Here is a 26,117-nt window from a genome sequence, read left to right as displayed (position 1 = left end):
CAATTAAGTTAGGAGATGAAAATGTGCAGACCCAACGTGAGAAGCTGGAGCATTATGTGAATGAGTACTTGAAGCTGTGGGATATGTTCGGCGTGATTCAGGTCATCAGGAAGGGCGAGGTGCTCTTCGAGCGGGCCTGCGGATATGCAAGCATGGAGTTTCGAATTAAAAATACGCTGGCGTCACGCTTCTCGCTCGCCTCTATGTCGAAGCAGTTTACGGCCTTTGCTGTCATGCTGCTGCATGACAAGGGCCTGCTGGATGTTGACCAGCCTGCACGCCTGTATCTCCCGGCAGAGTTGGCCATTGACGAGTCCATCACTGTCCATCATTTGCTGTCACATACCTCCGGTCTATATAACTTTTATAATTTTGAGAACGATTTCTTCGGCGGAGACTACCGGCTGGACTATTCCCGGACAAGGTTCTTCCGGCAATACATTAACAAGAAGCCAACCAAGCCAGCTGGAGCAGCGTACGATTATAATAACTCCAACTACAATCTTCTGGCCTGGATCATCGAGCATGTCTCGGGGGAGAGGTACGGGGAGTTTCTGCATCATCATATTTTTTTGCCTCTAGGGATGAGCAGAAGCACAGTGGATGACGGCTGCGCCGTGATTGAGAATAGGTCCAGCAATTACATCAAAGACTTCGCGGAAACCGTAAAATGCCCGTATTATAACGAGAAGTTCAGCATCGGTGCTGCTGCGGTTGTTTCGGACTGCGGGGATTTGTACAAGTGGTATGTCTGTCTTCGTGATCGGCAGCTCTTGTCGCCTGCGGCCTATGAACGATTCTTCCATGAGAACGAGAACAACTACTGCTACGGCCTCGAGCATCACCTAATATGCGGGCAAGACCGGTATTCCCATGGGGGCGATCAGCTGGGGATCTGCACGTATATGCAGAATTTTTTCGCGGAAGATCTGTGCATTATCATTCTCTCGAACAATGAGGGCATCAATCAGTACAGACTGGGTAATGCGCTCGCGGATATTATGCATGATGTGGAGGTGGAGGCTCCGGCCCGGCATCCTGAGCTTCAGCTCAGTGAGGAATGTTTAAGGGCGTACTGCGGAACCTATCTCGCAGACAAAATTGAGATCGAGCTGACCGGCGGGAAGCTGTACTTCACCAGATTCACCGGCAACGTTCATATCGAGCTCTACCCGGTAGGCGAGGGAGAATTTGTCCAGCGCCATTATGACCAGCTCCAGCCCTACAGGATCACTGAGAATGCGCAGGGGGAGAAAATTTTTCTCGGATATGCACGATTTGCCCCTTGAAGTTACCGCGGCGTCAAGTGATAGGATAGGGATGAGATCACAGGAAGGAGGCATAAATGAACAGGACTGTTGTTAGCATACAGCAATTGTCGGAGCAACTGGGGCTGACGAGCCGCACCTTGCGGCATTGGGAAGCGGTAGGATTGTTTCAGAGTAAGAGAGAGGTATCTTCCGGCTGGCGTACATATGATGAACATGCGCTTAAGTGTATCAGGATCACAGCGCTGCTGCGGAGAATGGATATTCCGATCAGAGAAATACAGCCTATTCTAGATAAGGATTCTGTATCTGCACTTAAGCAGGTTATACAGAACAGGATAATGGCTCTACAGGTACACCAGGAAGAACTCGGACGGATGGGACAGCAATTACATCAGGTACTCGATTACCTGAATACTTCCAATAAGAGGACCTCCATTCAGGAGGAACTGCTTAGCGAAATGGAGAGGGTATTTATGAGTAATGTAACGGGACAGTCAACTTTCAAAGTGATTACATTGCCGGCGATGAGAGTAGCTTATCATATCGTGGTGGACCAATCTCCGGAAGACAAAGCGATGGGTCCTATCATGGATTGGCTGGAATCTGCTAATCTTCTGGGTACGGCCCGGTTATTCGGCGGGAATATGAAGCCTATGCCAAGCAGTGCAGGTAAACCCTATGGCTATGGAATGTGTGCGACAATTCCTGAAGGAATCAGCGTCCCTGAGCCTTTCAAGGAAATGCTCCTGCCCGGCGGACTCTATGCCCGATTGGATAGCAGTGACGACATTGGAGGCTCCTGGGAAATACTGATGGATCAGTTAGAGCATAGTCAAAAGTACCGCTCTGACCGCAGCAGACTCTGTCTGGAAGAGCATATCCGCAATGACAGCCCTGCGGGCAGTGGCAATCTATACGATTTGAGTCTGCTGGAACCTGTAGTGTTGAAATCATTGTAGCCAAATCCAGTAAAAGAAGGGAAGTAAATGAGCATTGAGTTCAGTAAGATCAGCCTGTTTGAACGTGGAACACTCCTGGAGCTGTTACAAGATGCCTATTCCTTTGACGGCAGGTATGAGCAGAGCTGTCTGGAGGATTGGCAGGAGTTCGACAACTTTTTCTTTGACAATCTGCAAATTGCGGATAACTATGGGTTCATGACTACGCTGCATGGTAAGGCGATTGGTTTTGTATCCTGGGACCCGAGGCAGATGCCCCGATACGCTGAAATCGGACATAACTGTATTGCGGCTGCCCACAAAGGCAAAGGCTACAGTACCATGCAGCTGCAAGAAGCGGTCAAGCGTATCCTGCGGAATGAAGTCGGGCAGATTCGGGTGACCACGAATGATGACCTGATCCCTGCCCAACGGATGTATGAGCGCGTCGGGTTTATTTTGCAGCAGAAGCGGGACATGGGGCCTGAGTCAGTGCTTAAGGGTGAACATTGGGATTACGTCTATAAGGTATAACGTCAGGAGGTACATACTTTGAAAAAGTCAGAGGTTACACTAAGTAAAGCTACGGTGGAGGATGCGGCGGATATTCATGCTATGCAGCTTCAGGCCTTTCTTCCGCTCTTGGAGAAATATCAGGATTATGAGACAAATCCGGCTAATGAGACGCTGGAGAGAACTATAGAACGGATGAATCAGGAATTTGTTGATTACTATATCATCCGAAACGCCGGAAATGCTGTAGGCAGCATGAGAGTCAAGAAGATAGATGAGCATCATTACTGGCTCGGTCAGATATGCGTATTGCCGCAAAGTCAAGGCCTGGGCATAGCCCAGCAGGCCTTCTCCCTAATTGAAAAGATCTATGCGGATGCGAAAACCTGGGGGCTGGCTACCGTCGTGCAGGAGGAGCGTAACTGCTATTTGTATGAGAAGTTGGGCTATAGAAGGACCCATGAAACCCGGGAAATCAATGATAAGATGACCTTGTGCTTTTATGAAAAAAGGTTAAATAAAGGTTAGCGCTCCAGAGCTATGAAATGCTGCATAAATTGCAACTCCGATTCATTGATATAGTAGGTTTTGCGAGGATTGTTGTATAAAAAGCAGGAATAATCCGCTCAGAAGCTTGGTAGATGCGGGAAAACTGCCTTTTGTACAACAATTTTGGTTTTCGGACTTTACAAAGAGATGAAAGTTGCAATATGTGCAGGATTGTGAATGGTAATCTGGGATGTCCGGGGGATGAGAACCCTGCGCGTCAGCGACTAAGCACGAACCTCACGGACTGGAAATCCGTTATTTCGGCGGATTACAGCAATTCCGCAGATGATGCGGACAGAGAATCCGTTAAGTAACCAGAATTGGCCTGATTTCAGCTCCCAAGGGTGGGATAAGGTCCTCTGAGTCCGCAGCGTGAAGAAAATCAGGCTTTTTCGGCGAATAAGGTCCTCTGTGTCCCCATAACACACTATTATTGTCTACATCCGCCCCGGCTTTGGCAGACCGGGCACATTGAGCGCTTCGCCCAGCGTATCGGTGAAACTCCGGGTCAGCTACATGTACTTGCCCTCCTGATGGCATCGTGTGTAACTAAGATGCTGATTTCAACAAGTGCTTGACAACTGAAACATTAAAAAGTAGAGTGAGGATATAAAATATCTTAACTTAAAGATAATATTTAGCCAAATATCTTAAAGTAAAGATATAATCTGAATGAATCAACTTAGGAGGCAATTCAAATGAACAAGCAAACCATGGGTATTCATCATATCACCGCTATTGCCCAGCATCCGCAGGAGAATATGGACTTTTATGCAGGAGTACTGGGGCTGCGGCTGGTGAAGCAAACGGTTAATTTCGATGATCCGGGAACGTATCACTTCTACTTCGGCAATGATGGCGGGAAGCCGGGGACGATTATTACCTTCTTCCCGTGGGCGGATGCGTATCAAGGTAAGATCGGCGGGGGCCAGGTTGGCGTTACCTCGTATGTGATTCCGGTCGGGGCGCTGGCGTTCTGGAGAACGCGGCTCACGGCGTTCAAGGTGGCTTACACAGAGATGGAGCGGTTCGGGGAGCAGTACCTGGAATTCGATGATCCGCACGGCCTGCATCTGGAGCTGGTGGAACGGGAGGCGGGTGAGCGTAATGAATGGACCTTCAGCGGAGTAACACCGGAGGTGGCAATCAAGGGCTTCGGCGGCGCAACATTGCTGTCCACGCATCCTGAACAAACGGCTGAGCTGCTGGAGAAGGTGATGGGACTTACATTCGAGGGGCAGGAAGACGATATCGCCCGCTACCGTTCGTCTGCGGATCTGGGCAATGTGGTTGAGCTGAAGGTAACGGCTGTACCGCGCGGTGAAATGGGGGTCGGCACTGTCCATCATATCGCCTGGAGAGCAAAGGATGATCAGGATCAGCTTGAATGGCAGGAAGTTGTGCATGATAATGGATATGGGGTAACGCCGGTGCAGGACCGGAATTATTTCAACGCCATCTATTTCAGAGAGCATGGGGAGATTCTGTTCGAGATCGCTACCGATCCTCCGGGCTTCGCTCATGACGAGACACCGGAGACGATGGGAAGCAGCCTGATGCTGCCTGCACAATACGAGCCGCACAGAGCACAGATTGAACAAGTTCTGCTGCCGGTTACTGTAAGAGAGCTTAACTAATCTGATCTGACAATACAAAGGAGGCACGAGCATGATCACTATAGATCCGCAGCAGGGCACCGAACGGGATAATTATAAGCTTTTGGTCGGGACGATTATTCCGCGTCCGATTGCCTTTGTAACCACCTTGTCGGAGGATGGGATCTTGAACGGTGCGCCATTCAGTTACTTCAATATCGTATCCTCCAACCCGCCAATGATCTCCGTTTCTATTCAGCATGCCGGGGGTCAGTCCAAGGATACTGCACGCAACATCAAGCAAATGAAGGAGTTTGTAGTTCATATTGTGGATCAACAGAATGTCGGACAAGTGAATATGACTGCTACGCCGTTGCCGCCTGATCAGAGTGAGGTCACCTTAGCCGGAATGACGCCTGTAGATAGTCTGCGCATTAAGGTTCCCGGCGTTCAGGAAGCGAAGGTACGGATGGAATGTGTCCTTGAGCATAGTCTTGAATTGCCTAACAATGATCTGATGATTGGCAGGATCGTGCAGTTTCATCTGGACGAGGCGATCTACGAGCAGGGGAGAATTAATCCGGTGGCATTAGGGGCGGTCAGCCGTCTGGCCGGGAATAGCTATGCGGGGATTGGGGAGATTTTTGAGATTGAGCGGCCGGTGTAACTGTACCCAGCCATTCTAATCCGGCTAGGACATCTGAACACTTAAGTCAGTGAGCTACTATAGTCTCTAATACACACAATAAAACCCTGGCGGAAGCGCCAGGGTTATCTGTGTCATATAAAAGGATTGCATCGTGTCAGGGAATATGTTAATGTTAATAAACTGTCGGCCATTTTATTATAAATGGTCAGAATTAATACATCTTATTTATATCTTAAGTATAGCAAATGGACATCCAGTTTGTCAAGCCGCCAGTGTGGGACTATTTCAGCAAGAAAAAGGAGTGTTCAGAGGATGGAAGAGACAAAGGTCTGGAAGCAGGAGCAGGAGTGGCTGGAGCAGGTGAAGGAGAAGCTGATCGCGGGGATCGCGGAGCTTATGCCTGAGGTCGGGCAGCTGAAGGAACAGGCCACGGATATCCGCCGGGGATTCTGGGAAGAGGTCACGGTCGATACGAACTCGCAGGAGGATTTCGAGGAGAGCTTCTTCACCATTACCCAGCAAGAAGCGGTTTTGTCTGAACGGGAACGCAGTCATGCGCGCAAGCTCCGGCAATGGAAAAACATGCAGCGGCTGCTGCCGTCACCTTATTTCGGGCGGATTGATTTTCGGGAGGAGGGACAGCAGACAGTAGAACAGGTCTATATCGGGGTCTCCTCCTTCGTAGGTGCGGACGGTCTGAGCTTCATCATCTATGACTGGCGTACCCCGATTGCGAGCTTGTACTACGACTATCCGCCGGGCCAGGCGGCCTTCGACACACCGGGAGGAGTAATCACCGGCACGATGGAGCTGAAGCGGCAGTACCAGATCCGCGGAGGCCGGCTCCAGCATCTGTTCGATTCGAGCGTGACGATCGGAGATGAGCTGCTGCAGCAGGTGCTGGGTCAGGGCGCTGACTCCCAAATGAAGAGCATCGTAGCTACGATTCAGGCGGAGCAGAATGCCATTATCCGTAACGATACGAGCCGGATGCTGATTGTACAGGGAGCGGCGGGCAGCGGCAAAACCTCGGCAGCGCTCCAGCGCGTAGCCTATCTGCTGTACAAACACCGCGTGCGGCTGACGGCCGATCAGATTGTACTCTTTTCGCCCAATCCGATGTTCAACAGTTATGTATCCACTGTGCTCCCGGAGCTGGGGGAAGAGAATATGCAGCAGACCACCTTTCAGGAGTATCTGGACAAATGGCTGGGAGCGGCGTTCCGTCTTGAGGATCCGTTCGATCAGATGGAATATGTGCTCACCGCCCAGCAGCAGTTGGGTTATGACGCCCGCCTTAAGGCTATGGAGTACAAAGCATCGGAATCGTTCCTCCATGCGCTTCAAGGGTATGCCTACTTCCTGAAGCAGGAGGGGATGCTGTTCAAGGATATTTGCTTTCGGGATCGTATACTCATATCGGGTGAACAGATCCGGACCAAGTTATATAGCTACGATCCTTCCATTCGTCTGCCGAACCGGGTGGAGCTGGTGCAGAAATGGCTGCTCACCGAGCTGGCGGCACTACAGAAGGAGGAGCAGGGGGCGGCGTGGGTAGAGGAGGAGATGAATTACCTCGACAATGAGCAATACGCTGCAATCCACCGTAAGCTGCACAGAGAGAAGGGCGTGTTCGACTTCGCGGAGAAATACCTCCGCCTGCAGGAGCTGCTGGTGCATAAGCGGGAGCAGGATGAAGGGGACTTCGATTATGCCGAGCGGGAAGAGGGATTGCTAAGCGAAATGATCGTGAAGGAGCAGTTCAGACCGCTGAGACGGGGGATCAGGAAGTTCACCTTCATCGACATGGCCGGGCTCTACCGCCAATTGTTCAGCGATGAAACGGCTTACAGGAAGATGACAGGTGAAGCGGAGGTTCCGGAGCTATGGACGGAGATCTGTGCGCAGACCCGGGAGATGCTGGACAGCGGGACACTCTATTATGAAGATGCGACCCCGCACTTGTACATGCAGGAGCTGATTGAAGGCGTGCGGACGAATACGCAGGTGCGGCATATTTTCGTGGATGAAGGCCAGGATTATTCGATGTTCCAATACGAGTTCCTCCGCAAGCTCTTCCCCCGCGCCCGCATGACCGTTCTGGGAGACTTCAGCCAGGCGATCTTCACACAGGCAACGAATCTGTATGGGGACCATTCACCGCTGCTTCATCTGTACGGGGAAGAGGAGACTAGCCAGTTCCTGCTGGTCCGCAGCTACCGCTCGACCTTCGAGATTGTGGAGTTCACCAAGCCGTTGCTGCCTGGAAGTGAAGGGATTGTGGCTTTTGAGCGGAGGGGCAGTAAGCCTGTATTATCTAAGCTGGCAAGTAAGGAAATGAAGGCAGAGCGCATCCTGGAGGATCTTGCTGGGCTTCAGGCTGAAGGCTATAGCTCTATCGCTATCATTACGAAGACGGCCGCCGAGAGCAGAGAAGCGTATGAGAGTCTGGCTGCTAGTAGAGGGGCGCATGAGCTGAAGCTGATCACGAAGAACACGCCAACTTTTGAAAAAGGAATACAGGTGATCCCCGCCTATCTCGCCAAAGGCGTCGAATTCGACGCGGTGCTAATCTACGATGCTTCTGCGCAGACGTACCATAGAGAGAGCGAGCGGAAGCTTTTTTATACGGCATGTACTCGGGCTATGCACCGGCTGCAGTTGTATACTTCGGGGGAGTGGACGCCGTTTGTGGGTGGGGTGGACGAGGAGTTGTATGAGCAGACAGTAGTTACGCTATAGATCTAAGAGAGCCTCTCCAGGTGCTGGAGGGGCCTTTGCATGTTGAGCCTGGTTCAACTATGAGAACGAAGCGAATGGCTCTGTGATATTTATTTCGTATCAAAAGGCTTACTTAAAGATATTTCACCTATTAATAGTGATTTGTTACGCTTAAATGAAGCTCTTCCGCAACCGCAATGAAGTATTGTAATTTTCGGATATCCATTGTTGTGGCCCTCTTTTCCTGCAGATAAAGGTAGTATAGCATAAGGGGTAGGATCGGCATGTATACTGCGAAGCAATTAGCTGAAGCGCTTAAGATTGAAACGCCCAGACGCGCCCCAATACGCGGAGTAATGTTGACTTTTGACTTTTGTTACACTAAACTGTAACCAATACAGCAAACTGTAACTATATTCCGCAAGGAAGGAGAGTCACATGAATACCTACACTGCGAAGCAAGTGGCTGAGGTGCTGCAACGTGAAGATCCGCAGATGAATCTGCGGACGGTCAGGTACTATACGCAGATCGGGATGCTGCCGCCGCTTGCGCTGGCCGGGAATAAAAGGGTGTACACCGACAATCATCTGCACTATCTGCGAGCCATTCTTGTATTATCCAAGAGCGGGGAGACACTGGCTTCGGCACAGGAGAAATTGGCGGGGCTGCCACTGGATGATGTGATCAAGCTCGGGGATAATCTGCGGCTGTACCAGTCGGATCAGATGCTCCACAGTGAGCTGCATGTCATCAGTGAAGAAGTAATTCTCTCGGTAAGTCCAAGGATCTCACCATCATTGAAAGAGAAGATGATCGCAGCCGTTACCCGGTTGCTTCAAGAGGAGGAACAGGAATGATTCAGGTCCGTCCAGCCAAATCTGCACTGGAGAACGAAGAAGGGATGAATCATCTCTGGCTTCAGATCGTGCCGCCCGGCGTTGCACAGAATATCAGCTTACAATTAATTCTTCCGGCAGGACTTCACCGGTCCCCTAATCTGAATGGTGCTGTTGAAGACAGCAGCGGGAGAATATGGATTAACCATACGCAGTCAGTAACTGACCTGTACATTGAAATCTTCACACGGGAGCCGATCCCCTGCGGTGAGTATAGCCTGGCGGCTGAATTGTCTTACACGTACGACAATGGCGTGTTCACTACTGAGAGGGAGGACATTCCGCTGCTAGTGGTGTCCGAGGAAGAAGCGGCTCAGATCCGTACGGATGAAGAGGTTGTACGCAGAATTAAAGAGCTGCGCTTCCTGCCGGACGGCGGCGGAGCCAATTCGTCTACGTCTATCGAATATACTCCGGCAAAGTTGATTCGCTTGGACTCCAGCCATATATCGGAATGGGAGAAGAAATACCGCGTGGAAGGCGCACTAGAATTGTAATTGATCTACAGGCAGGTGAACCTATGAACTACGAGAATGCCGGGGAGCTTTTACCGGAGAAGCTGCTTAAGGAAGTGAAGAAATATGCGGCGGGCAAGCTGCTGTATATTCCGCAGGACGATGAGAAGAAGGCGTGGGGTGAGGCTTCGGGCTACCGCCAGGTTCTCGTCAGACGCAACCAGCTGATCTACAATAAGTATCTTCACGGAACCCCAATCGCTGAGCTGTCGAAGGAATACTATCTGTCCCAGGAGACCATTAAACGTATTGTATACTCCAAAAAGGACACCAACAAACTGGATTACGATCCCACAGCACCATCCGCCGCTGCATACGCAGAAGCAGGGATGCTGGAGGAGTGGGTGCATACCTATGTGCTGTTCGGCCGCCGCAACAAGAATTTCTCGGAAGGCCTTGCACTGATGAACAGAACGTATGAGGGTCCGCTGTGGATCCCGCTCTCCTTGCTGGACAGAACGAGCGGACCGGAGAGCGGGATGAAGTGGAGGGTGGACCGGGAGGATTTTGAGCAAACGGTGATGCACTGGACCAAACAGATTCAAGCGGGTGAAGCCACTCCGCCCCTCATCGCGAAGGTTGCGCAAGGGAGAATGGAACTGAACTGCGGTAATCCGTTACTGGAAGCGCTCCATCGTGCTGGTGTAAGCGAATATCCTGTCATTGTCTGGATGACGGAATTAGCCGGTGACGAGCAATATCTGAAGCAGTATGCGATGTACACACCGTACTGAGCGGCTATGGCGGGAATAGCTTAAATTATTCTCGATATAGGAGGACTGCTGCTCTCACGGCTATAATGAAGACATCCCACAAGGAAAGGCAGACATTCAGGATGATATACGGAACGGCTGGTTGTGCAATGGAGTATGCCCGGCGGGGGGCTATCCACGAGTGGCTGCAGTTTTTTTTGCGGAATGACGGGAAGAATGTAGTGTTGGCAGACGGATTATTGCTGGAACCTCGAGTCTACACAGGTCCGGTGGCTGTGGATATCACGAGGTTCGGAATAGAGGAAGGCGCACCCTCGTATCTGACTGAATTAGATGAAAAAGCCCGTTTCTTCAGTATTGTAGAGACGATGACAGCCTATTACAGCAAGTGGGATATGCCTCCGTTAATTGTAAATTATGCTGACGGGAAGTTTGCTATCAATGACGGACGCCACAGGAATGTGGCCTTGCGCCGGATGAACATTACACATGCACCCGTGGTGTTCTGGACAAGCTCGGAGGCTGATCAGCGGTACATATCGGAATATTTGAGTGAAGAGGGGATGGAGGACATATGACTACCAAGTTGCCATTATTCATTATCACCGGAGCAAGCGGAGTAGGTAAAACCACGGTCATGCACGAGTTGAGGGAGCAGATGCCGGAATTTGTGCTGTTCAGTACAGATGACGATAATTTCGGGACGACAGGGAAGAAGCTGGAGTATCAGGACCGGTATAATGTGCTGCTGCATTGCGCGCGTGCGGTTGCGTTATCCGGGAGAGGAACGGTTATTTGCGGGACGATGATGCCTTGGGACGCCAAAAAATGTGATGTTTATGATGCGTTTAGTGAAGTACACTTTATTAACCTGCATTGTGACGATTCCACCCGAAATGCCCGCCTGCGGGGCCGGGAGGATAGAGCGATCTGGACCGAGGATATGCTCAGGCAGCACGAGGAATTCGCGCAGTGGCTGCTGGACCATGCCGATACGGAGTATGATCCGCCTATGCCTACTTATGACTCCACTTCTACACCTCCGCCAGCGCTGGCAGAACAGATTAAGGTGTATATCGGGTCGAAATGGAAGGGTATGTAAAAGCTTGAGGCCATCCCGGCAGGGATGGCCTTTGAACTATTTTAGGTTATCCCACAGTGCCTTGAAGGCACCGGGCTCAACCTCGAAGAATACAGGAGCGTTGCTGTAACGCACGAGTCCCTGGCCGAACAGGGTCAGCTCCACCCGGGTTTTGTCCTCCAGCTGGAGGTAGACCAGCTTGCGGTCTCCTTGGTCATAGATGCCTTGTTCCATGAGCGGATCAGCGGCTAGGGGCTTGGCGGTCATGAGGGCGCTCAGGAAGCCGTCAAGCGCTGCGCCTTCGGGCAGCGGCAGGTATTGCTGCTTGCCGTTATTCCAGCTGTCGAAGCTCTCCCACTGGGCGGAGGCGATGCGCCCGTCCAGGTTCAGCTTGCCAATGAGATCGGCACCGCTATGGACCGTAATTCCGTTCGTGTGTTCGTACAGCTCTGCGAACACCTGGCCGTCCACCACTGTATAGGACATGACCAGGAAGCCGGAATCATATCCTTTGACCGCATAGATATCCGTCTCCCCGATATTCGAGGCCAGTTCCGTATAAGCATCCTTGCCGCTCCATTCATCAATCCCGCTGGTCGTGCGTCCCAGCTTCTCTCCGCGCAGTGCAGCCGCATCGGCCGCTTCCATGCGGATCGCCGCCTGGGTATAGATATTGCCCTGGTAGATGACCAGGCCGATCATATCGGCCGCAGCACCGGAGCTTTTATCCGGCAGCTCGATCTTGGGAATAACGACTCCGGCAGAATTCCCTGCCGCCGGTGTGCCCGGATCTACCTGGGCTACTTGATTCGGGGAAGCCGTTCCACCCAGCTGCTTCATCATGCTTGGTCCAGCCAGCCCGATTCCGGCAGCAACCAGCACGCTTGCTGCAATATAGACTATTTTGCGCGGACGGCGTTTTTGTTCCATTTTACCTTCTAAGCCTTGCTTCATTTCGCTGCTTGAACTCATAGTATCCACCGCTTTCTTATATTGGGTTCGAAACTGATCTTCCTTCATTCCGCTTCTGCTCCTTCCAGTTCCAGTCTTAACAGCTGACGGCCGCGCTGAAGTCTCATCTTCACGGCCGACTCGCTGATCTGCAGAATTCTGCTGATCTCCTGGACGGGATAATCCTCGTAATAGTACAGATGAATCACAGCCTTATACTTCACCGGCAGGGCAAGCACAAGCTGCAAGACCGCCAGCTCCTCGGGGTTATCGGCCGTAACCGGCTCCACCCCTTCGAGCTTGACCTCGCGCTTGCGCCAGCCTCTGCCCAGCAGATTCTTGCAATGATTGGTGATGACCCGGATCAGCCAGGCCTTCTGGTGCTCGTCATCCTTGAATAAGGGAGCCTTCTCCATCAGCTTGATGAAGGTGTCCTGCGTAGCCTCTTCGGCATCCTGGCGGCTGCCCAGATGAACCAGGGCAATCCGGTACAGCATATCTGCATATTGTTCGTAGCTCTTCATCACAGGATGGCCCGGCCGGGTCATGGGTTGCTGCATGAGGTTATGCCCTCCTTTATCTATAACACCCTTTAGGACGGCATCCGGTCACATTTTGTTTCCGGGAATTTATGCTGCCTGCGATAATCATCCTGATACAGCAAAAAAAAGGCCATGATTAATGGCCCTATCCCAATTCTTTAGATTCCTCAGATCCCGGCGAACATATCATTCAAGCGGTCCCAGTTAGCCGCGACCCACTGATTCTCCTGACGGAAGCGGACGAGCGGCGGGAATTCATCCTGCCCGGGTACCGCAATCCATTCGGCTTCCTTCCACCAGGTTAATTTCAGCGACCGGATGAGTGTACTTGCAGGTAAGGGGGTATATTCACGGTAGCCCGTCACAAAGGCTCTTACCCGATCCAACCTGATCCCTCCCTCAGACAACGCACAGGATAGGATTGGCCGGGCTACATCGTACTCGGGGTAGACGAAATGCAGCCTGTCGAAATCCAGGATCGCCGCCACCTGATCCGTGCTGAACAGTATATTATCTACGAACAGATCCCGGTGACCCCAGCCCCGTTCGCAATCCGCGAAAATGCCGGTGTCCATCCGGTCGATGATCTTCCGCTGCAGCTCAAGCGCCGATATCGTATCCTCGCTCTGCCGGGCGGTTGCCTGAAGATAGCGTGCCTCCCAGTTTCTCACCATAGAGGCTTGGCTGCGGACCTCCCAGTACAGCTGCAACGAAGCAGGCTGCGTATTAAGCAGCTTGTGCATCTGACCGACTACTCTGCCCAGCGCATACATCTGCCGCTCTGTGGCCGAGCCGGGGGCAATATTGTGCCCGTCACACAGGGTCATCAGCACATACCGTTCCTGTGAAGGCGTTCTCAAGACATAATTCCCCGCGTGTGAAAATAATTTCGGAACAGGAAGGCCTTCCAGGTATAGATGGTCCTGATGGCTTAAGGAGACCTCCAGTCCGCGGGTAAGCGCTTCAGGGTAACGGATCTTGCTGTATTGCTTCACGAACAGACGGCCCTGATCACTCTCCAGCCTCCACTTCAGATTCAGGAAGCCCTGATCAATCTGGACCGCTTCAGTGACATGCATCCCGAAATGTTCTGTCATGGAGTCCAGGATCTCCTCCCGGATTCTTGCGGCTGTATCTGACATACCTATATCTCCTTACCTGACCGAATAAGAGACTGATTATGACTCCATTCTCGCCGGATTTGGGGGGATTATCAAGATAAATCTGCACCAGCCTGTTCGCCCAAAAGAGGGCAGTCCCGCCAGCCAATTTACGGCTTGCGGGACTGCCCTCTATACAGAAAATCTTATGCTTGCTTACACAAGTGTCAGCTTGAACTTGAAGGTATACGGACGGCCCGCAAGCAGCGTGAACTGTTCATGGGTTGGTGCACCCCAGCTGTCGTCGCCGCCGACGCCCATTTGCTTGTAATTGACACGCAGCACGGTCTTGTCAGAGGCTGGCAGCTTGTAGCCGTGGTCGCTGGCTTCAAGCTCGGCCGGAGACCAAGGTAGTGCATTGACTTCGAGCGGCACTGCGCCTTCTACAGACAATCCGTGTCCTTCACGACCAGCGGTAACGGAAGCGAACCGGACATCCGTCTTGTTGCCGCATTCCTGAGGGCGGAGGTAATCCGTGAACTGCTCACTGACCTTGCCTGTGTAGAGTCCCAGCGGAGCTCCGGTCTGGCGGTCCCAATAGTTCTCATGCGGCCCGCGGCCATACCAGGAGATCGTGTCCAGACTGCTGTCCAGTTCGAAGACCATTCCGAATTCCGGGATCTCCGGCAGGCTGCTGCTGCCCGGGTTCAGCTCCTGGACAATCTCGACAGAACCATCTGTGCGAATCTCGTAATGCACACGCAGAGTGGACTGCGGCTGCGCACCCAGCAGATAGTCGGCGGTTACGAAGCCGAGATTGCCTTCCACACGGCAGCTGAACCGGGCCAGCTGACGCTCATAGGAGGCTTCCTTCCAGACGGCGCAGCGCTCGGGATGCTTGTTGCCGAGATCGTTGTCGGTTACGGCCCGCCAGAAGTTAGGTCTGGCCGATGTCAGCAGATACTCCTTCCCGGAGGACTTCAGAGAAGTAAGCGCGCCGGTTGCAGTCTCGAAGGAGAGCGCAAAGCCGTTGCCCTCAAAGGTCAGGAAGCCATCCTGCTCGTTGACCTGTAGCGTATTGCCTGAACTATCCGGGTTGCCGGATGGAATGTACGGGGTTAACACGAACTGTTCCCAGGCAATTTCATGCGCGGCCTCAGACCAGGCGGTTGCGTTCTCTTGAACAAATGACACCGTTAGCACTGCTTCCTTGTCCGATTCAAGCAGCGCTGAATCCAGAGGAACCGTGAAGCTGGCTGCTTCGCCAGGCGCTGCGGAGAGCGGCAATTGTCCTTCCTGGGCCGCCTTGCCGTTCAGAGCCAGCGACCATCTCAGCTGATAGTCTGCCAGATCTGTGAACAGGAAGTTGTTACGGGCTTCGAAGCTTCCGTTCTTCAGATCAAGGGCAGTGATGGTGATATTCTGATAGCATTTCTTCACCTCGTAGAGCTTAGGCGTCACGCTGCGGTCCGCGAACAGCAGGCCGTTGCCGCTGAAGTTGCCGTCATGCGGCTTTTCCCCGAAATCTCCGCCGTAAGCCAGATAAGACACACCTTCAGGAGTGGTTGTGCGGATGGCCTGATCCACCCAGTCCCAGATGAATCCGCCCTGGATGCTGTCATATTTGTCGAACAGCTCGGTGTACAGATGCAGGCCGCCGCAGGAGTTGCCCATGGCATGGCTGTATTCGCACAGAATGTACGGCTTCTTCGGATTGCTGAGTGCGTACTCCACGACTTCATCCGGCTTGATGTACATCGTTGATTCAATATCGCTGGCCGCGTCCGAAGGTCTGTAATGATAAGTACCTTCGTAATGCACCGGACGGGTCGGGTCTGCATGCTTCAAGTGGTCATACATGGCCAGGAAGTTATCGCCGCCGAAGGATTCGTTGCCAAGCGACCAGATGATGACTGACGTGTGGTTCTTGTCGCGCTGCATCATGGAGTTACAGCGGTCAATGACGTTCGCGCGCCATTCCGGGCGGCTGCCGGGAACGTTGCCCTCATGCAGTTCTTTCTGCCCGTATTGCCAGGAGCCATGAGTCTCCAGGTTCGTCTCGTCGATCACATATAGACCGTATTCGTCGCACAGCTCGTACCATACCGATTGATTCGGATAGTGGGAGGTACGCACGGCATTGATATTATGCAGCTTCATCAGCTTGATGTCGGTGATCATATCTTCCTTGGAGAGCGCACGGCCGGTATCGCAGGAGAATTCATGGCGGTTCGTTCCCTTGAATACGATCCGTTTGCCGTTGATCTTCATCAGGCCGTCCTGGATCTCGAAGGTCCGGAAGCCCGTCTTGCAGCTGAGCGCTTCCAGCAGTTGTCCCTGATCGTCCTTCACCGAAATCAGCAGGGTGTAGAGGTTAGGCTTCTCTGCGCTCCATTTCAGCGGGTTCTTCACGGCTGCAGACAGCTTAAGCAGCTGAGTTCCCTCTTGTTCAAAAGCAAATCCGGCTGATACGGGCGCTGCCCATACCGGCTGCTGCTTGCTGTCGTAGAGCTGTACTTCTACGGAGTGTGCGGAAGTGACCCGGTTATAATAGTTCTCCAGGGTAAGGTCGACTTGCAGCTCCGCATCGGTGAAGCTCTTGTCCAGCTCGGTGCGGACGAAGAAGTCGGCTACCCGTACTGGAGGCGCAGTGTAAAGATAGACATCGCGGAAAATTCCGCTCAGACGCCAGAAGTCCTGATCTTCCAGCCAGCTCGCATCACACCAGCGGTAGACTTCGACGGCCAGCTTGTTCTCGCCGGGAAGCAGGTAGGCAGTGATATCGAATTCTGACGGTGTGAAAGTATCCTCACAGTATCCGGCGAGTTCTCCGTTCACCCATACATAGAAGGCCGATTCCACACCCTGGAAGCTGAGGAATACAGGTTGTCCGTCCCAATCCTGCGGAACGCTGAAGGAACGGATATAGGAGCCTACCGGATTGTATACCGTCGGAGCGAAAGGAGGCTTCAGATCCGGCTCGGACACTTCCCAAGGGTAGCGTACATTGGTGTATTGGGGATAATCATATCCCTGGAACTGCCAGTGGGAAGGAACGGCGATATCTGCCCAGCCGGCAGCGTCGTATCCGGTCTTATAGAAGTCCTTGATCCGTGCATCCGGTGTCTCGGCAAAAGCGAATTTCCACGTACCGTTCAGCGTCTGGTAACGGGATGAGGAGACTTTATCCCCTTGCAGGGCGTCGGCCGCTGCCGGGAAGGACATCATGGAGGCATGGGCGTCTATACGGTTCAATTGAAAAATCTCAGGATTATTGTTCCATTCGGGATATCCGTTGGCAGGCTGCTGATATGAGAGTTTGTTGCGCAAGTTAACATCTCCTTATATTGTTATATTCATATTATAGGATGGAAAATGTTCTGGGTATATATAATGATTTTCTTCATATATAATAAAATATGAAACAACAGATCAAATCGAGATTGCATCTGGAAGGAGACCGCTATGGATAGCACGATGATCTTTTGCGAGATGGAAGATATGCTTCTGCTGCCGCTGTATGCCACGACCATCGGGTATTGGGAGCATCAGGTGGAGATGATCCGGCCTGCGGGCTTTCCAGATTATCAGCTGCACCAGGTTCTAGGCGGCAAGGGTGAAGTGAATATCAGGGGCAAGACCTATACGGCGGAGGCTGGTGATCTATTCTGCCTCTACCCGGATGTTCCTCATTCCTATACTCCGCTTAGCCGGGAATGGGAGCTGGCCTTCATCTCCTTCAACGGGAGGGAAGCGGCCCAGATGCTGCTCTACGCCGGAATCCGCGAGTCCGGGGTCGGGCGTCTGCGGGCTGAGCCCATTCTTGCACCGCTGGAAGAGATGCTGACCCTCTCCTCCGCAAGCGGGCTGCAGGACAATCTGGAGCGTTCCAAGCTGCTGTATGCTCTGCTGCTGGATCTGAAGCGCAGCCTGCTTCCGGCCTCGAATGAGGACAACGAGCTTGCACGGATGAAGCCGGTGCTGCAATATATCGAGCTTCACCTGCACCGCCCGCTGCTGCTGAAGGAGCTGGCCGAGGTGGCGTCTGTCTCGCCGCAGTATCTGTGCCGGCTGTTCCAGCGGACCGTCCGTGAACGGCCGGTGGCCTACATTAACAAGCAGCGCGTCAACCGGAGCAAGCAGCTGATGTTCAGCAGCCGGGGGCAGCGGATCTATGAAATCGCCCAGCGGGCAGGCTTCGAGAATGTCAGCTATTTCTGCGCTGTCTTCAAACGCATTACCGGCATGCAGCCGGAAGAGTGGAGAGGACTGCACGGATTGGACTAGAGACTGCTATAATTAGAGACAGCGCATTTATACATCTGGATTATCATCCGGGCTTACGCCCACCAAATTCAAAAAACAAGAGAGCGGAGGGATATTATAGTGATCCTAGGACAGAACAGAGCTTATCAGATCCGGTTAATGGATGAGCCGGCGGCCAGAGAGATCGTCAACTGGAGATATGAGCCGCCATATACCCTGTACAACATGCTGGATGCGGCTGATGCCGCAGAGGATATCGAGGAGCTGCTGGATGGCTCTTATTTCAGCGTAGCTGCTGCGGACGGAGCGTTGATCGGGTTCTTCTGTTACGGGCAGAACGCGCAGGTGGGGGAAGGGATAGAGAGCGGACTCTACCTCGATGGAACGGCCCTCGATATCGGCTTGGGGATAAGACCGGATCTGACGGGGCAGGGCCATGGACTGGCTTTCCTGCAGGCGGGGATGAGGTTTGCTGAGCAGACGTATGACGCGAAGCGATTCAGATTGTCGGTGGCAGCTTTTAACCTGAGGGCAGTCCGCTTGTATAAGAAGGCAGGCTTCGTCCTTTTACATAGCTTCGTGCATCAGCACGGGGAGAGCGAAATGGAGTTCCTGCTGATGGAGACACCGGACACGGCTGCCCGCCTATAGCGCGAGTGGAGAATACACGGTGAAGTCTGTTAATATAGAATTATGGCATCATCCATATCAAAGGAGAATTCAATGTGAACGAGAACCTGAAGCAAGCGTATGTGCAGTTAGGATTACCTGAAACCGTAACCAGAGAGGAACTGAACAAGCGGTTTGACCTGCTCCTGAAGCGAAGACGCGGACTGACCACAGAGGAAGAGATAGCAGCTTACGAAGCGGATTTCCGGGCGTACAAGCTGATTCTCGATACCTGGGATGAGCAGGAGATCCAGGAGGCCGAAGACGACCGGCTTGCCAAGTATGGACGTTTCTCCGGTACGGCGAGCAAGTGGGAGACCTTCATGCGGCTATACAAAACACATGTGATTCTCGGCATAATCGGGCTGCTGGTGGTGATTTTTGGCGGGAAGGCCCTCTATGACAATTACCAGCATCGACAATATCTAGCTTCCCTGCCGCCCGTGGATGCGAAGATTATGTTCATCGGCAGCTTCGGTGTCACGGATACGAGCGGCAAGACCGAGGAGCTGGAGAAGGCGATCATCGCGGCTTACCCGCAGTGGAAGCGGGTGGAGACGGTGATGACTTATCTGCCCAGAACGGGCGACGGCTCTGACTCGCTGGACATGAATTATATGCAAAAGGCAGTCGTGGAGCTGGCGGCGAACCGGCCGGATATCCTCGTGCTGGATGAGGCTACCGTCAAGTGGATCGGCGGACAGACCGGATTCCAGAATCTGGAGCCGATCACAGCGGACGGGAAGCTTGCCGCAGACGATACCCGCATGCAGTGGGGAGTCAATGAGGACACGGGCAAGAATGAACTGTACGGTGTGGATATTCTCAAGTCCCCTTTCATCTCGGAGCTGCCAATCAATTATAATGCGAAATCGATCATTATCGGTGTCCTGAATGACAAGGACAAGGATAAGATGCTGGAGTTCGTGAAGCATATTGCGGAGGAGCCGCCCGTTAAGTAAGCAGGATACGCAGTAAAAAGAAGGGGGTGTCCCAAAAGCCATGAAAAGGCTGCTAGGGACGCCCCTTTGGTTTGGAGAAGGATGTACGTGTTCACTTGGATGGACGCTCCGCGAACGGACCGTTGTTTAAGCGGGAATTGGATCTAAATTCTTTTTGAAAAAATAACAAAAACCTCTCTTCCATGGCTGGTTACAGCCACCTGGAAGAGAGGTTTTTGTCTGCTGGTTGTTAGCTTGTTTGATTATCCGTTCGGCCTTACCCGTTCGGCCTTACTGCTCCAGACGGTAGCCCCCGTGGAATACAGGACCGACATATTCATTGAACGCATATCCGTTACGGATGGCGGCGGATACGAAATCCTTCGCCTTCACCACAGCATCCTTCACCGACAAGCCGTTAGCCAGTCCGCCGGTAATCGCTGCGGCGAAGGTGCAGCCGGCGCCATGGTTATGGGCAGGCTCGATCTTCGCAGTCTCAAGGACCAGGTATTCGCTGCCGTCGAAGAAGATATCAATCGCCTTGTCGCCGCCCAGCGCCTTGCCGCCCTTAACGACAACATTCTGGGTGCCCAGCTGATGGATCAGGCGGGCAGCTTCCTTCATCTGATCAAGCGTAGTCAGCTTGCCGAGACCGGAGAGCACTCCGGCTTCGAACAAATTCGGAGTAGCCACCGTAGCCAGCGGCAGCAGCAGATCGCGGATGGCATCCGCACTCTCCGGGTTCAGTACTTCGTCCTCGCCTTTGCATACCATAACCGGATCGATCACGACATTGGTCTGCTTGTTGCTCTTCAGGGCCTGTTCAGCAACCTTAACAATCTCCACACTGCCGAGCATCCCGGTCTTCATGGCATCCACAGGACCGCCGGCGAAGATCGTCTTGAGCTGTTCGGCAACGATGGCAGCATCGACAGGGTATACATTATGATGCCAGCCCCGGTCAGGGTCCATCGTTACAATCGTAGTCAGGGCACTAAGGCCGTAAGTGCCGTATTCCTCAAAGGTTTTGAGGTCTGCCTGAATGCCTGCGCCTCCGCTGGAGTCACTGCCGGCAATGGTTAATGTCTTAATGATTTTTGACAAAGGTAACGTCCCCTTCTTGTATATGAATAGTATGCTGCTTATTATAACAAAAATCATCGGCTTAGTCCGCAAAAAAAGTATAAGCTCCAAAAACGCACCGCAGCCCTTGGGTGAGAGCAAGGGTTTGCCGGTTGCTGCACTGCATATCATGGTAGTCTAGTGGATTCTTTATTCAGGAGGCTGCCATGATTGAGATCAGTTTATGCATGATTGTCCGCAATGAGGAGAAGAGCCTGCCCCGCTGCCTGGCTTCTGTGGAAGGGCTGGTCGATGAGATCGTCCTTGTCGATACGGGATCGGCAGACCGCACCAAGGAGATTGCCGGTGCCTTCGGAGCTGCAATTTACGATTTTACCTGGATCGAGGATTTCTCCGCTGCCCGTAATTACGCCTTCAGCAAGGCGACCCGGGATTATATCTTCTGGCTGGATGCGGACGACTATCTGAGAGAAGAGGATCAGGCGCTGTTCAGGGAGCTGAAGTCTTCGCTGCCGGAACACGTGGACAGTGTGAATATGCAGTATAATCTCGCTTTTGACGGGGAGGGGAGGGTGACGACCTCCTTGCGGCGCAACCGGCTGGTCCGCCGGGCGTGCGGGTTCCGCTGGATCGGTCCGGTGCATGAATATCTGGAGGTCTACGGCCCGTCGCTGGCAAGTGCCGTCTGTGTTACCCATGAGAAGGATAAAGCGTACACAGACCGTAATCTGCGGATCTACCGCAAAAGGGAAGCGGAAGGGGAGAGCTTCTCTGCACGCGATCAATATTATTACGCCAATGAGCTGCGTGACCACGGAATTCACAGGGAGGCCTGCCGGTATTACGAGCTGTTCCTCAGCGGCGGGCAGGGCTGGATTGAAGACAATATTCAGGCCTGCCTGCGGCTGGCCGAATGCCTGGAAGCGCTGGGGGACAAGGAAGCGGCCTTCACTGCGGTCACCCGTACGCTGCAATATGATGCCCCGCGTGCCGAGGGCTGCTGCCGGCTGGGGACCTGGCATCTGGAGAAGGGCCAGCTTCACCCGGCAATCTACTGGTTTGAGCTTGCGCTTCAGCTGCCCGGACAGGCGGAATCCATGGCGATGAAGAATGAAGCCTTCTTCACCTGGATTCCGAATCTGCAGCTTGCGCTCTGCTATGACCGGCTGGGGCAGCATGAACGTGCCAACCGGTATAATGAGACTGCGCTGCTTCATTCCCCCAGCCATCCCAGCATGCTGTATAACCGGAATTACTTCCAGAAGCTTCTGGGCGACAAGTATGTCTCCTTGCAGCAGCTCTGAGCAATAATAAGCGCTCCCCCGCCGAGGCTGGGGAGCGCTTATTATTGTCTAAGGATGTCCAGGCATTGCCGCCGGCTCCAGCAGGAGCTGAGGTTCACTCGTGCGGATGAATTCCAGCACCTTGTCGTAGATAATCCGGTGGCCGTCCCGGTTAGGGTGGATGCCATCCCGGCAGATGAACTTGGTGTAATCCGGCTGTTGCAGGAAGGCGCCACGGACATCGATAATCTTGGTCTTGGTGCTCTCAGCGACCTTGATGATAGCGGAGTTGTAACGCTCCTGCCACCAGTAGATCTTGGTGACGCTGCCGAGGAATTTCATAATGTTCACTTCGGAATCGGGATTGTTGCCGCTGACCCACTTGAAGTAGTTGTCCGCATTCAGCGGAGGCAGACTCATCAGGATAGGCGTGATGCCCTGGTTCTTCAAGAAATGAATCATATCAACCAGCATCCGCTCGAAGGCCGGAAAATCTGTCTTAGGACTATGCTCTGCCTCAGGGTTGCTTGCAATCTCTCCCCAGTGGTAGTCACAGTCATTGCCGCCGTATTCAATCAGCACCACATCCGGCTTCTCCTTCAGTACATCCCGCTTCAGATTGCCGAAGCCCTTCATCAGCGTATTGCCGAATCTGGCAGTATTGCGCATAGCTCCCTTGAGCTTGCCCTGAAGCATAGATACATAATTATCCTCCAGAATGACATACTTGCTTCTGGTCTCGTCATACACAACGCCTTTGGAGATAGAATCGCCGCTGACCATATATTTGAACTGAGACCCAATGGGCTCTTGCTGCTCCTCATTCCTGTTCATGCTCCCGCCTCCGATAACCCTAGTGTATATACAATCAGTGTAAACCATACATGCAGCCGTGCCTATGTATAGATGTCATGGTTTCTTAGTCCAGTCAGCAGACTGAATTCATCATAGAATAATGGAGAAGGAATTTGTTACCAGGAGGCCACTTTGATGACGCAAATCATTGATTTCAGCAAAAGTGCAATTACCAGCTTCAGTCAATCGATCACGATACCTGTTCCCCTGTCCCCCTCCAGCTATACGCTGACCGAATTCGGGCTTGCCACCTTACTGGGCGGGAGTGTCCTGCTCAATGCCACGGTCGGTGTTCAGACTACGCTGGGCAATCCCAATCTGCTGCTCACCATTCTGCGTTCGGGAACCCCTGTGTTTACCCTGCTGGCAACGGCACCCGGCGGGAGCCAATATGCTCCGCTCAGTTTCTCTTATGTGGATTTTAACTTCCCGGCAGGATATTTCGCTTATACGTTGACGATTTCACAAGTGAATTCCTCTACACTGAACTCTGCCAATCTGATAGGGCCCGTAGATTTCTCGGGACTCTCCCTGGTGTAAGCGATGGCGGCTATCATTGATTTCGGTAAAAGTGTCCCGTCCAGCTTCAGCCAATCCGCTTCACTCCCCGTAAGGAGGCTGCCTAACAGTACGATTCTGGGACAGTTCGGGGTGTCTGTAGGGGCGAACGGTCTGGTTCTGCTTGAGGCGACAATTGGCCTCCAGAACAACACGGCCAGCGCCTCCAATCTGATTTTTACCATTGTACGGAATGCGGTGCAGATCTTTACGGCAAGATCCAGTCCCTGGAGCGGGGATAGCTATGAAGCCGTTCATTTATCCTTTACAGATAGCGGTATTCCGGAAGGCTATTACGGCTATGCTCTCGTTGTGTCCGCTATCGGTACCGGGAATCCGCCGGTGATCATCGGTCCGCTGGTATTCTCGGGCATATCTGTATCTTAACCTGACACCGGGGAGCGGCACTCCCCGGTTTTTTTGGCGCTTCCTCTAGAATTATTATTCGCTCATGGGACAAATAAAGCGATACATATACATGGAGGAGTGAGTCCGCGGCTTGGAAGGAGGAGAAGGCACCGATTAAGTAGGAAAATGGAGGGAGCACAGAATTTATGCCCTATACAACGGGAGCGGTCTATAATCCGCCTGCCGGAACGTCACATATCGACCGGATTCAAATTTCCTGCCTGAATGATTCTATTATCGTAGCGATTAATATTAATTTGCAGATTTTTCATTTTCTCGGCAGCAATTTCACGCGGGTAGCCGTAGGAGAAGCTTTATTTCAAGTGAACCCCCAACAGTTGTTGGTCCAGACGTATTCGGTAAACGCTGCGAACTACTATGAAGCCCAGATTAACTTTTACAGTGCGGTGAACACTATTGTAAATGTATTTCTACTAGACGCCGCAGGCAACAATATCGGGCAAATTCTTCAGCCAGAACTTACCTACATTGACCGCTTGACCATTACTAATACTTGAAACGGGGTGATGTCTGTTGGCGAACGTCAACATTACAGCCGGATTGCCAGGGAACCATATCGAGCCGTCTGTTGCGGTAAATGAGCTGGACCCCAACATTCTGTGTGCGGTAGCGGTGGATTCCAGTACCGGAACGGCTCTGACCGGATTCTACCGGTCGGTGGACGGAGGGGCCACTTGGTCTTCCACGATTTTGCCGCAGGCACCGGGCTTCATGAGCGCGGAAGCGCCGACCATTGACTATACCTTTCCCAATACCTTTATCGTTGCTGTCCACTTTTTCAATGAATTTGAAGACGGGACGATTGCAACGTACACCACCTTTGACAACGGATTGACGTTCAATCCCCCTGTTATCGTTCAGCGGGGTTATGGCCTGTACGTCCATAATGATGAACCCTTTCTTGCTGTAGACCGTTCACCGTCGAGCCCTTACCGAGGCAATGCATATATAGGCTATACCCCGCTGTTCTATTTGGGAACGAATGCTGCGATCTTTTTCCAGCGTTCTGTGGATCAGGGGCTTAGTTGGGAGCCGCCGCAGCGTATCTCTGATCCCCGGGGAGATCTGGAACGGGCGGCACTCATTGTCGGACTGGCGGGCGAGGTCTATGTGGGATATATCCAGCTTGGTCCTGGGCCAAAGTATGCCTATATCCGTGTCTCCCAGGACGGGGGAGTCAGCTTCAGTCCCCCGGTCACCCGGGGAGCGACTTTTCTTGCGAGTACTGTTCCCGTGCCCAGTCCGCTGCCTGTTCCGAATTATAACTTCCGCGTACAGACGAATTTAGCGCTTGGAGCAGATATCTCGGACGGCCCTCTTGCGGGTTTTGTCTATGCGGTGTGGAACGATTTCCGGCTTGGTTATGCTGATATTTTCTTCTCGCGTTCCCCGGACGGCTTGCTGTGGTCCCAGCCGGTGAGCATTACAGGGGCTCCGCCCGGATCACAGAATTTCTCACCTTCGATCACGGTATCGCCTTCCACGGGAACGGTGCGTGTAATCTACTATACGAACCGGCTGGACGGCTTCCTGCTGGATGTGTTTGTAGCGGAGTCTATCAACAGCGGCTTGTCCTTCGCGAACCGGAGAGTCTCGGATGTATCCACGAATCCGAACGGCAATTCTCCGATTCCGACTGAGCTGATTGGGGACTATATTACGGCGGCTACTATTTTCCCGGATACGCTGGCTGCGGTATGGAATGATACGCGGCTGAACAAACAGGATGTTATTTTCGGCAATTGAGAGGGAAGGGAGCGGTTTATATTCATAAAAACAGGTCCAGCTGGTTCCTCCAAGCCGGGCCTGTTTTGCCTTGCTATTCTACTTTGTCTATCATCTTCGTTCTTCGGAACTGCCTAACCGTTCTCTGCAAAAGGGCGTTTGAAGCGTGTTTTCCCCGCACTGTTCCCGCTTAAAAAGGCGGCAGCCGTCCGCTCCAGGATTTTGACACTGTTCTCCCAGGTCCATGATCTTGAATCGGTCTCACCGCGTGCG

The 26,117-nt window shown here is 52.7% G+C and carries 26 protein-coding genes; 20 read left to right on the top strand and 6 right to left on the bottom strand.

The genetic code is table 11. From position 1 onward, the window contains the following. Window positions 1-23: 23 nt before the first annotated feature. The 12 genes from C162_RS14365 to C162_RS14310 all read left to right on the top strand — a co-directional run bounded on the left by C162_RS14365 (window position 24) and on the right by C162_RS14310 (window position 11,463). Complete coding sequence (locus tag C162_RS14365) at window positions 24-1,289, top strand: serine hydrolase domain-containing protein (RefSeq protein ID WP_036695173.1); 1,266 nt, start codon at window positions 24-26, stop codon at window positions 1,287-1,289. 56 nt (window positions 1,290-1,345) lie between these two features. Then, window positions 1,346-2,230 carry a MerR family transcriptional regulator gene (locus C162_RS14360; protein ID WP_036695172.1) on the top strand — a complete coding sequence of 295 codons (885 nt, stop codon included), beginning with the start codon at window positions 1,346-1,348 and terminating at the stop codon, window positions 2,228-2,230. Window positions 2,231-2,257: 27 nt separating this feature from the next. Then, the gene (locus tag C162_RS14355; RefSeq protein WP_036695171.1) at window positions 2,258-2,743 is read left to right on the top strand and encodes a GNAT family N-acetyltransferase; all 486 of its coding nucleotides are present in this window, start codon (window positions 2,258-2,260) and stop codon (window positions 2,741-2,743) included. Between the two features lie 18 nt (window positions 2,744-2,761). Continuing rightward, entirely contained in the window at window positions 2,762-3,250 is a 489-nt protein-coding gene (locus tag C162_RS14350; protein WP_036695170.1) for a GNAT family N-acetyltransferase, read from the top strand. Window positions 3,251-3,969: 719 nt separating this feature from the next. After that, the gene (locus C162_RS14345; RefSeq protein WP_036695169.1) at window positions 3,970-4,908 is read left to right on the top strand and encodes a ring-cleaving dioxygenase; all 939 of its coding nucleotides are present in this window, start codon (window positions 3,970-3,972) and stop codon (window positions 4,906-4,908) included. 31 nt (window positions 4,909-4,939) lie between these two features. Continuing rightward, window positions 4,940-5,533, top strand: coding sequence for a flavin reductase family protein (locus C162_RS14340; protein ID WP_036695168.1), 594 nt, complete (start codon window positions 4,940-4,942; stop codon window positions 5,531-5,533). Window positions 5,534-5,827: 294 nt separating this feature from the next. Then, window positions 5,828-8,257 carry an RNA polymerase recycling motor HelD gene (helD, locus tag C162_RS14335; RefSeq protein ID WP_036695167.1) on the top strand — a complete coding sequence of 810 codons (2,430 nt, stop codon included), beginning with the start codon at window positions 5,828-5,830 and terminating at the stop codon, window positions 8,255-8,257. A 417-nt stretch (window positions 8,258-8,674) separates the two neighbouring features. Further along, a complete protein-coding gene (locus C162_RS14330; RefSeq protein WP_036695166.1) occupies window positions 8,675-9,094 on the top strand; it encodes a MerR family transcriptional regulator in 420 nt (139 codons plus the stop codon). Continuing rightward, a complete protein-coding gene (locus C162_RS14325) occupies window positions 9,091-9,630 on the top strand; it encodes a hypothetical protein (RefSeq protein ID WP_036695165.1) in 540 nt (179 codons plus the stop codon). The genes C162_RS14330 and C162_RS14325 overlap by 4 nt, the downstream gene beginning before the upstream one ends. A gap of 23 nt (window positions 9,631-9,653) precedes the next feature. Next, complete coding sequence (locus C162_RS36620) at window positions 9,654-10,382, top strand: CD3324 family protein (RefSeq protein ID WP_063829018.1); 729 nt, start codon at window positions 9,654-9,656, stop codon at window positions 10,380-10,382. A gap of 101 nt (window positions 10,383-10,483) precedes the next feature. Continuing rightward, on the top strand, window positions 10,484-10,939 hold the full coding sequence (locus C162_RS14315) for a hypothetical protein (RefSeq protein ID WP_143804223.1): 456 nt from the start codon (window positions 10,484-10,486) through the stop codon (window positions 10,937-10,939). After that, the gene (locus C162_RS14310) at window positions 10,936-11,463 is read left to right on the top strand and encodes an AAA family ATPase (protein WP_036695163.1); all 528 of its coding nucleotides are present in this window, start codon (window positions 10,936-10,938) and stop codon (window positions 11,461-11,463) included. Before C162_RS14315 ends, C162_RS14310 begins: the two co-directional genes overlap by 4 nt. A gap of 36 nt (window positions 11,464-11,499) precedes the next feature. Here C162_RS14310 and C162_RS14305 read toward each other — a convergent pair whose 3' ends face one another. The 4 genes from C162_RS14305 to C162_RS14290 form a co-directional block, all read right to left on the bottom strand. Next, window positions 11,500-12,462, bottom strand: coding sequence for a hypothetical protein (locus tag C162_RS14305; RefSeq protein WP_036695162.1), 963 nt, complete (start codon window positions 12,460-12,462; stop codon window positions 11,500-11,502). Next, window positions 12,459-12,953 carry an RNA polymerase sigma factor gene (locus C162_RS14300; RefSeq protein ID WP_036695161.1) on the bottom strand — a complete coding sequence of 165 codons (495 nt, stop codon included), beginning with the start codon at window positions 12,951-12,953 and terminating at the stop codon, window positions 12,459-12,461. The genes C162_RS14305 and C162_RS14300 overlap by 4 nt, the downstream gene beginning before the upstream one ends. A 149-nt stretch (window positions 12,954-13,102) precedes the next feature. Next, a complete protein-coding gene (locus tag C162_RS14295; RefSeq protein WP_036695160.1) occupies window positions 13,103-14,077 on the bottom strand; it encodes a phosphotransferase in 975 nt (324 codons plus the stop codon). Window positions 14,078-14,251: 174 nt separating this feature from the next. Then, window positions 14,252-17,365, bottom strand: a complete 3,114-nt coding sequence (locus C162_RS14290; protein WP_036695159.1) for a glycoside hydrolase family 2 TIM barrel-domain containing protein — start codon at window positions 17,363-17,365, stop codon at window positions 14,252-14,254. 135 nt (window positions 17,366-17,500) lie between these two features. On the opposite strand from C162_RS14290, the gene C162_RS14285 reads away from it, so the two are divergent. The 3 genes from C162_RS14285 (at window position 17,501) to C162_RS14275 (ending at window position 19,932) form a co-directional block, all read left to right on the top strand. Then, a complete protein-coding gene (locus C162_RS14285; RefSeq protein ID WP_036695158.1) occupies window positions 17,501-18,322 on the top strand; it encodes an AraC family transcriptional regulator in 822 nt (273 codons plus the stop codon). A 99-nt stretch (window positions 18,323-18,421) separates the two neighbouring features. Further along, the gene (locus C162_RS14280) at window positions 18,422-18,952 is read left to right on the top strand and encodes a GNAT family N-acetyltransferase (RefSeq protein WP_235218430.1); all 531 of its coding nucleotides are present in this window, start codon (window positions 18,422-18,424) and stop codon (window positions 18,950-18,952) included. A 74-nt stretch (window positions 18,953-19,026) separates the two neighbouring features. Continuing rightward, entirely contained in the window at window positions 19,027-19,932 is a 906-nt protein-coding gene (locus C162_RS14275) for a hypothetical protein (RefSeq protein ID WP_036695157.1), read from the top strand. Window positions 19,933-20,202: 270 nt separating this feature from the next. Here C162_RS14275 and thiD read toward each other — a convergent pair whose 3' ends face one another. Further along, window positions 20,203-21,015: a bifunctional hydroxymethylpyrimidine kinase/phosphomethylpyrimidine kinase gene (thiD, locus tag C162_RS14270; RefSeq protein WP_036695156.1), complete on the bottom strand. Its 813-nt coding sequence runs from the start codon at window positions 21,013-21,015 to the stop codon at window positions 20,203-20,205. Window positions 21,016-21,200: 185 nt separating this feature from the next. On the opposite strand from thiD, the gene C162_RS14265 reads away from it, so the two are divergent. Next, window positions 21,201-22,298, top strand: coding sequence for a glycosyltransferase family 2 protein (locus tag C162_RS14265; RefSeq protein ID WP_036695155.1), 1,098 nt, complete (start codon window positions 21,201-21,203; stop codon window positions 22,296-22,298). Window positions 22,299-22,346: 48 nt separating this feature from the next. On the opposite strand, the gene C162_RS14260 is transcribed toward C162_RS14265, so the two are convergent. Further along, window positions 22,347-23,111, bottom strand: a complete 765-nt coding sequence (locus C162_RS14260) for an SGNH/GDSL hydrolase family protein (protein WP_051493498.1) — start codon at window positions 23,109-23,111, stop codon at window positions 22,347-22,349. Between the two features lie 156 nt (window positions 23,112-23,267). On the opposite strand from C162_RS14260, the gene C162_RS14255 reads away from it, so the two are divergent. The 4 genes from C162_RS14255 to C162_RS14240 all read left to right on the top strand — a co-directional run bounded on the left by C162_RS14255 (window position 23,268) and on the right by C162_RS14240 (window position 25,865). Then, window positions 23,268-23,672 (top strand): hypothetical protein, encoded by a 405-nt coding sequence (locus C162_RS14255; protein WP_036695154.1) that lies wholly within the window; start codon window positions 23,268-23,270, stop codon window positions 23,670-23,672. A gap of 3 nt (window positions 23,673-23,675) precedes the next feature. Continuing rightward, window positions 23,676-24,077 (top strand): hypothetical protein, encoded by a 402-nt coding sequence (locus C162_RS14250; RefSeq protein WP_036695153.1) that lies wholly within the window; start codon window positions 23,676-23,678, stop codon window positions 24,075-24,077. A gap of 167 nt (window positions 24,078-24,244) precedes the next feature. Then, window positions 24,245-24,616, top strand: coding sequence for a hypothetical protein (locus tag C162_RS14245; RefSeq protein WP_036695152.1), 372 nt, complete (start codon window positions 24,245-24,247; stop codon window positions 24,614-24,616). Window positions 24,617-24,632: 16 nt separating this feature from the next. Next, complete coding sequence (locus tag C162_RS14240) at window positions 24,633-25,865, top strand: hypothetical protein (RefSeq protein WP_036695151.1); 1,233 nt, start codon at window positions 24,633-24,635, stop codon at window positions 25,863-25,865. Window positions 25,866-26,117 lie beyond the last annotated feature (252 nt).

The sequence above is a fragment of the Paenibacillus sp. FSL R7-269 genome (assembly GCF_000517865.1).
Classification (GTDB): domain Bacteria; phylum Bacillota; class Bacilli; order Paenibacillales; family Paenibacillaceae; genus Paenibacillus_AQ.
This window is presented reverse-complemented; position numbering and strand designations above follow the sequence as displayed.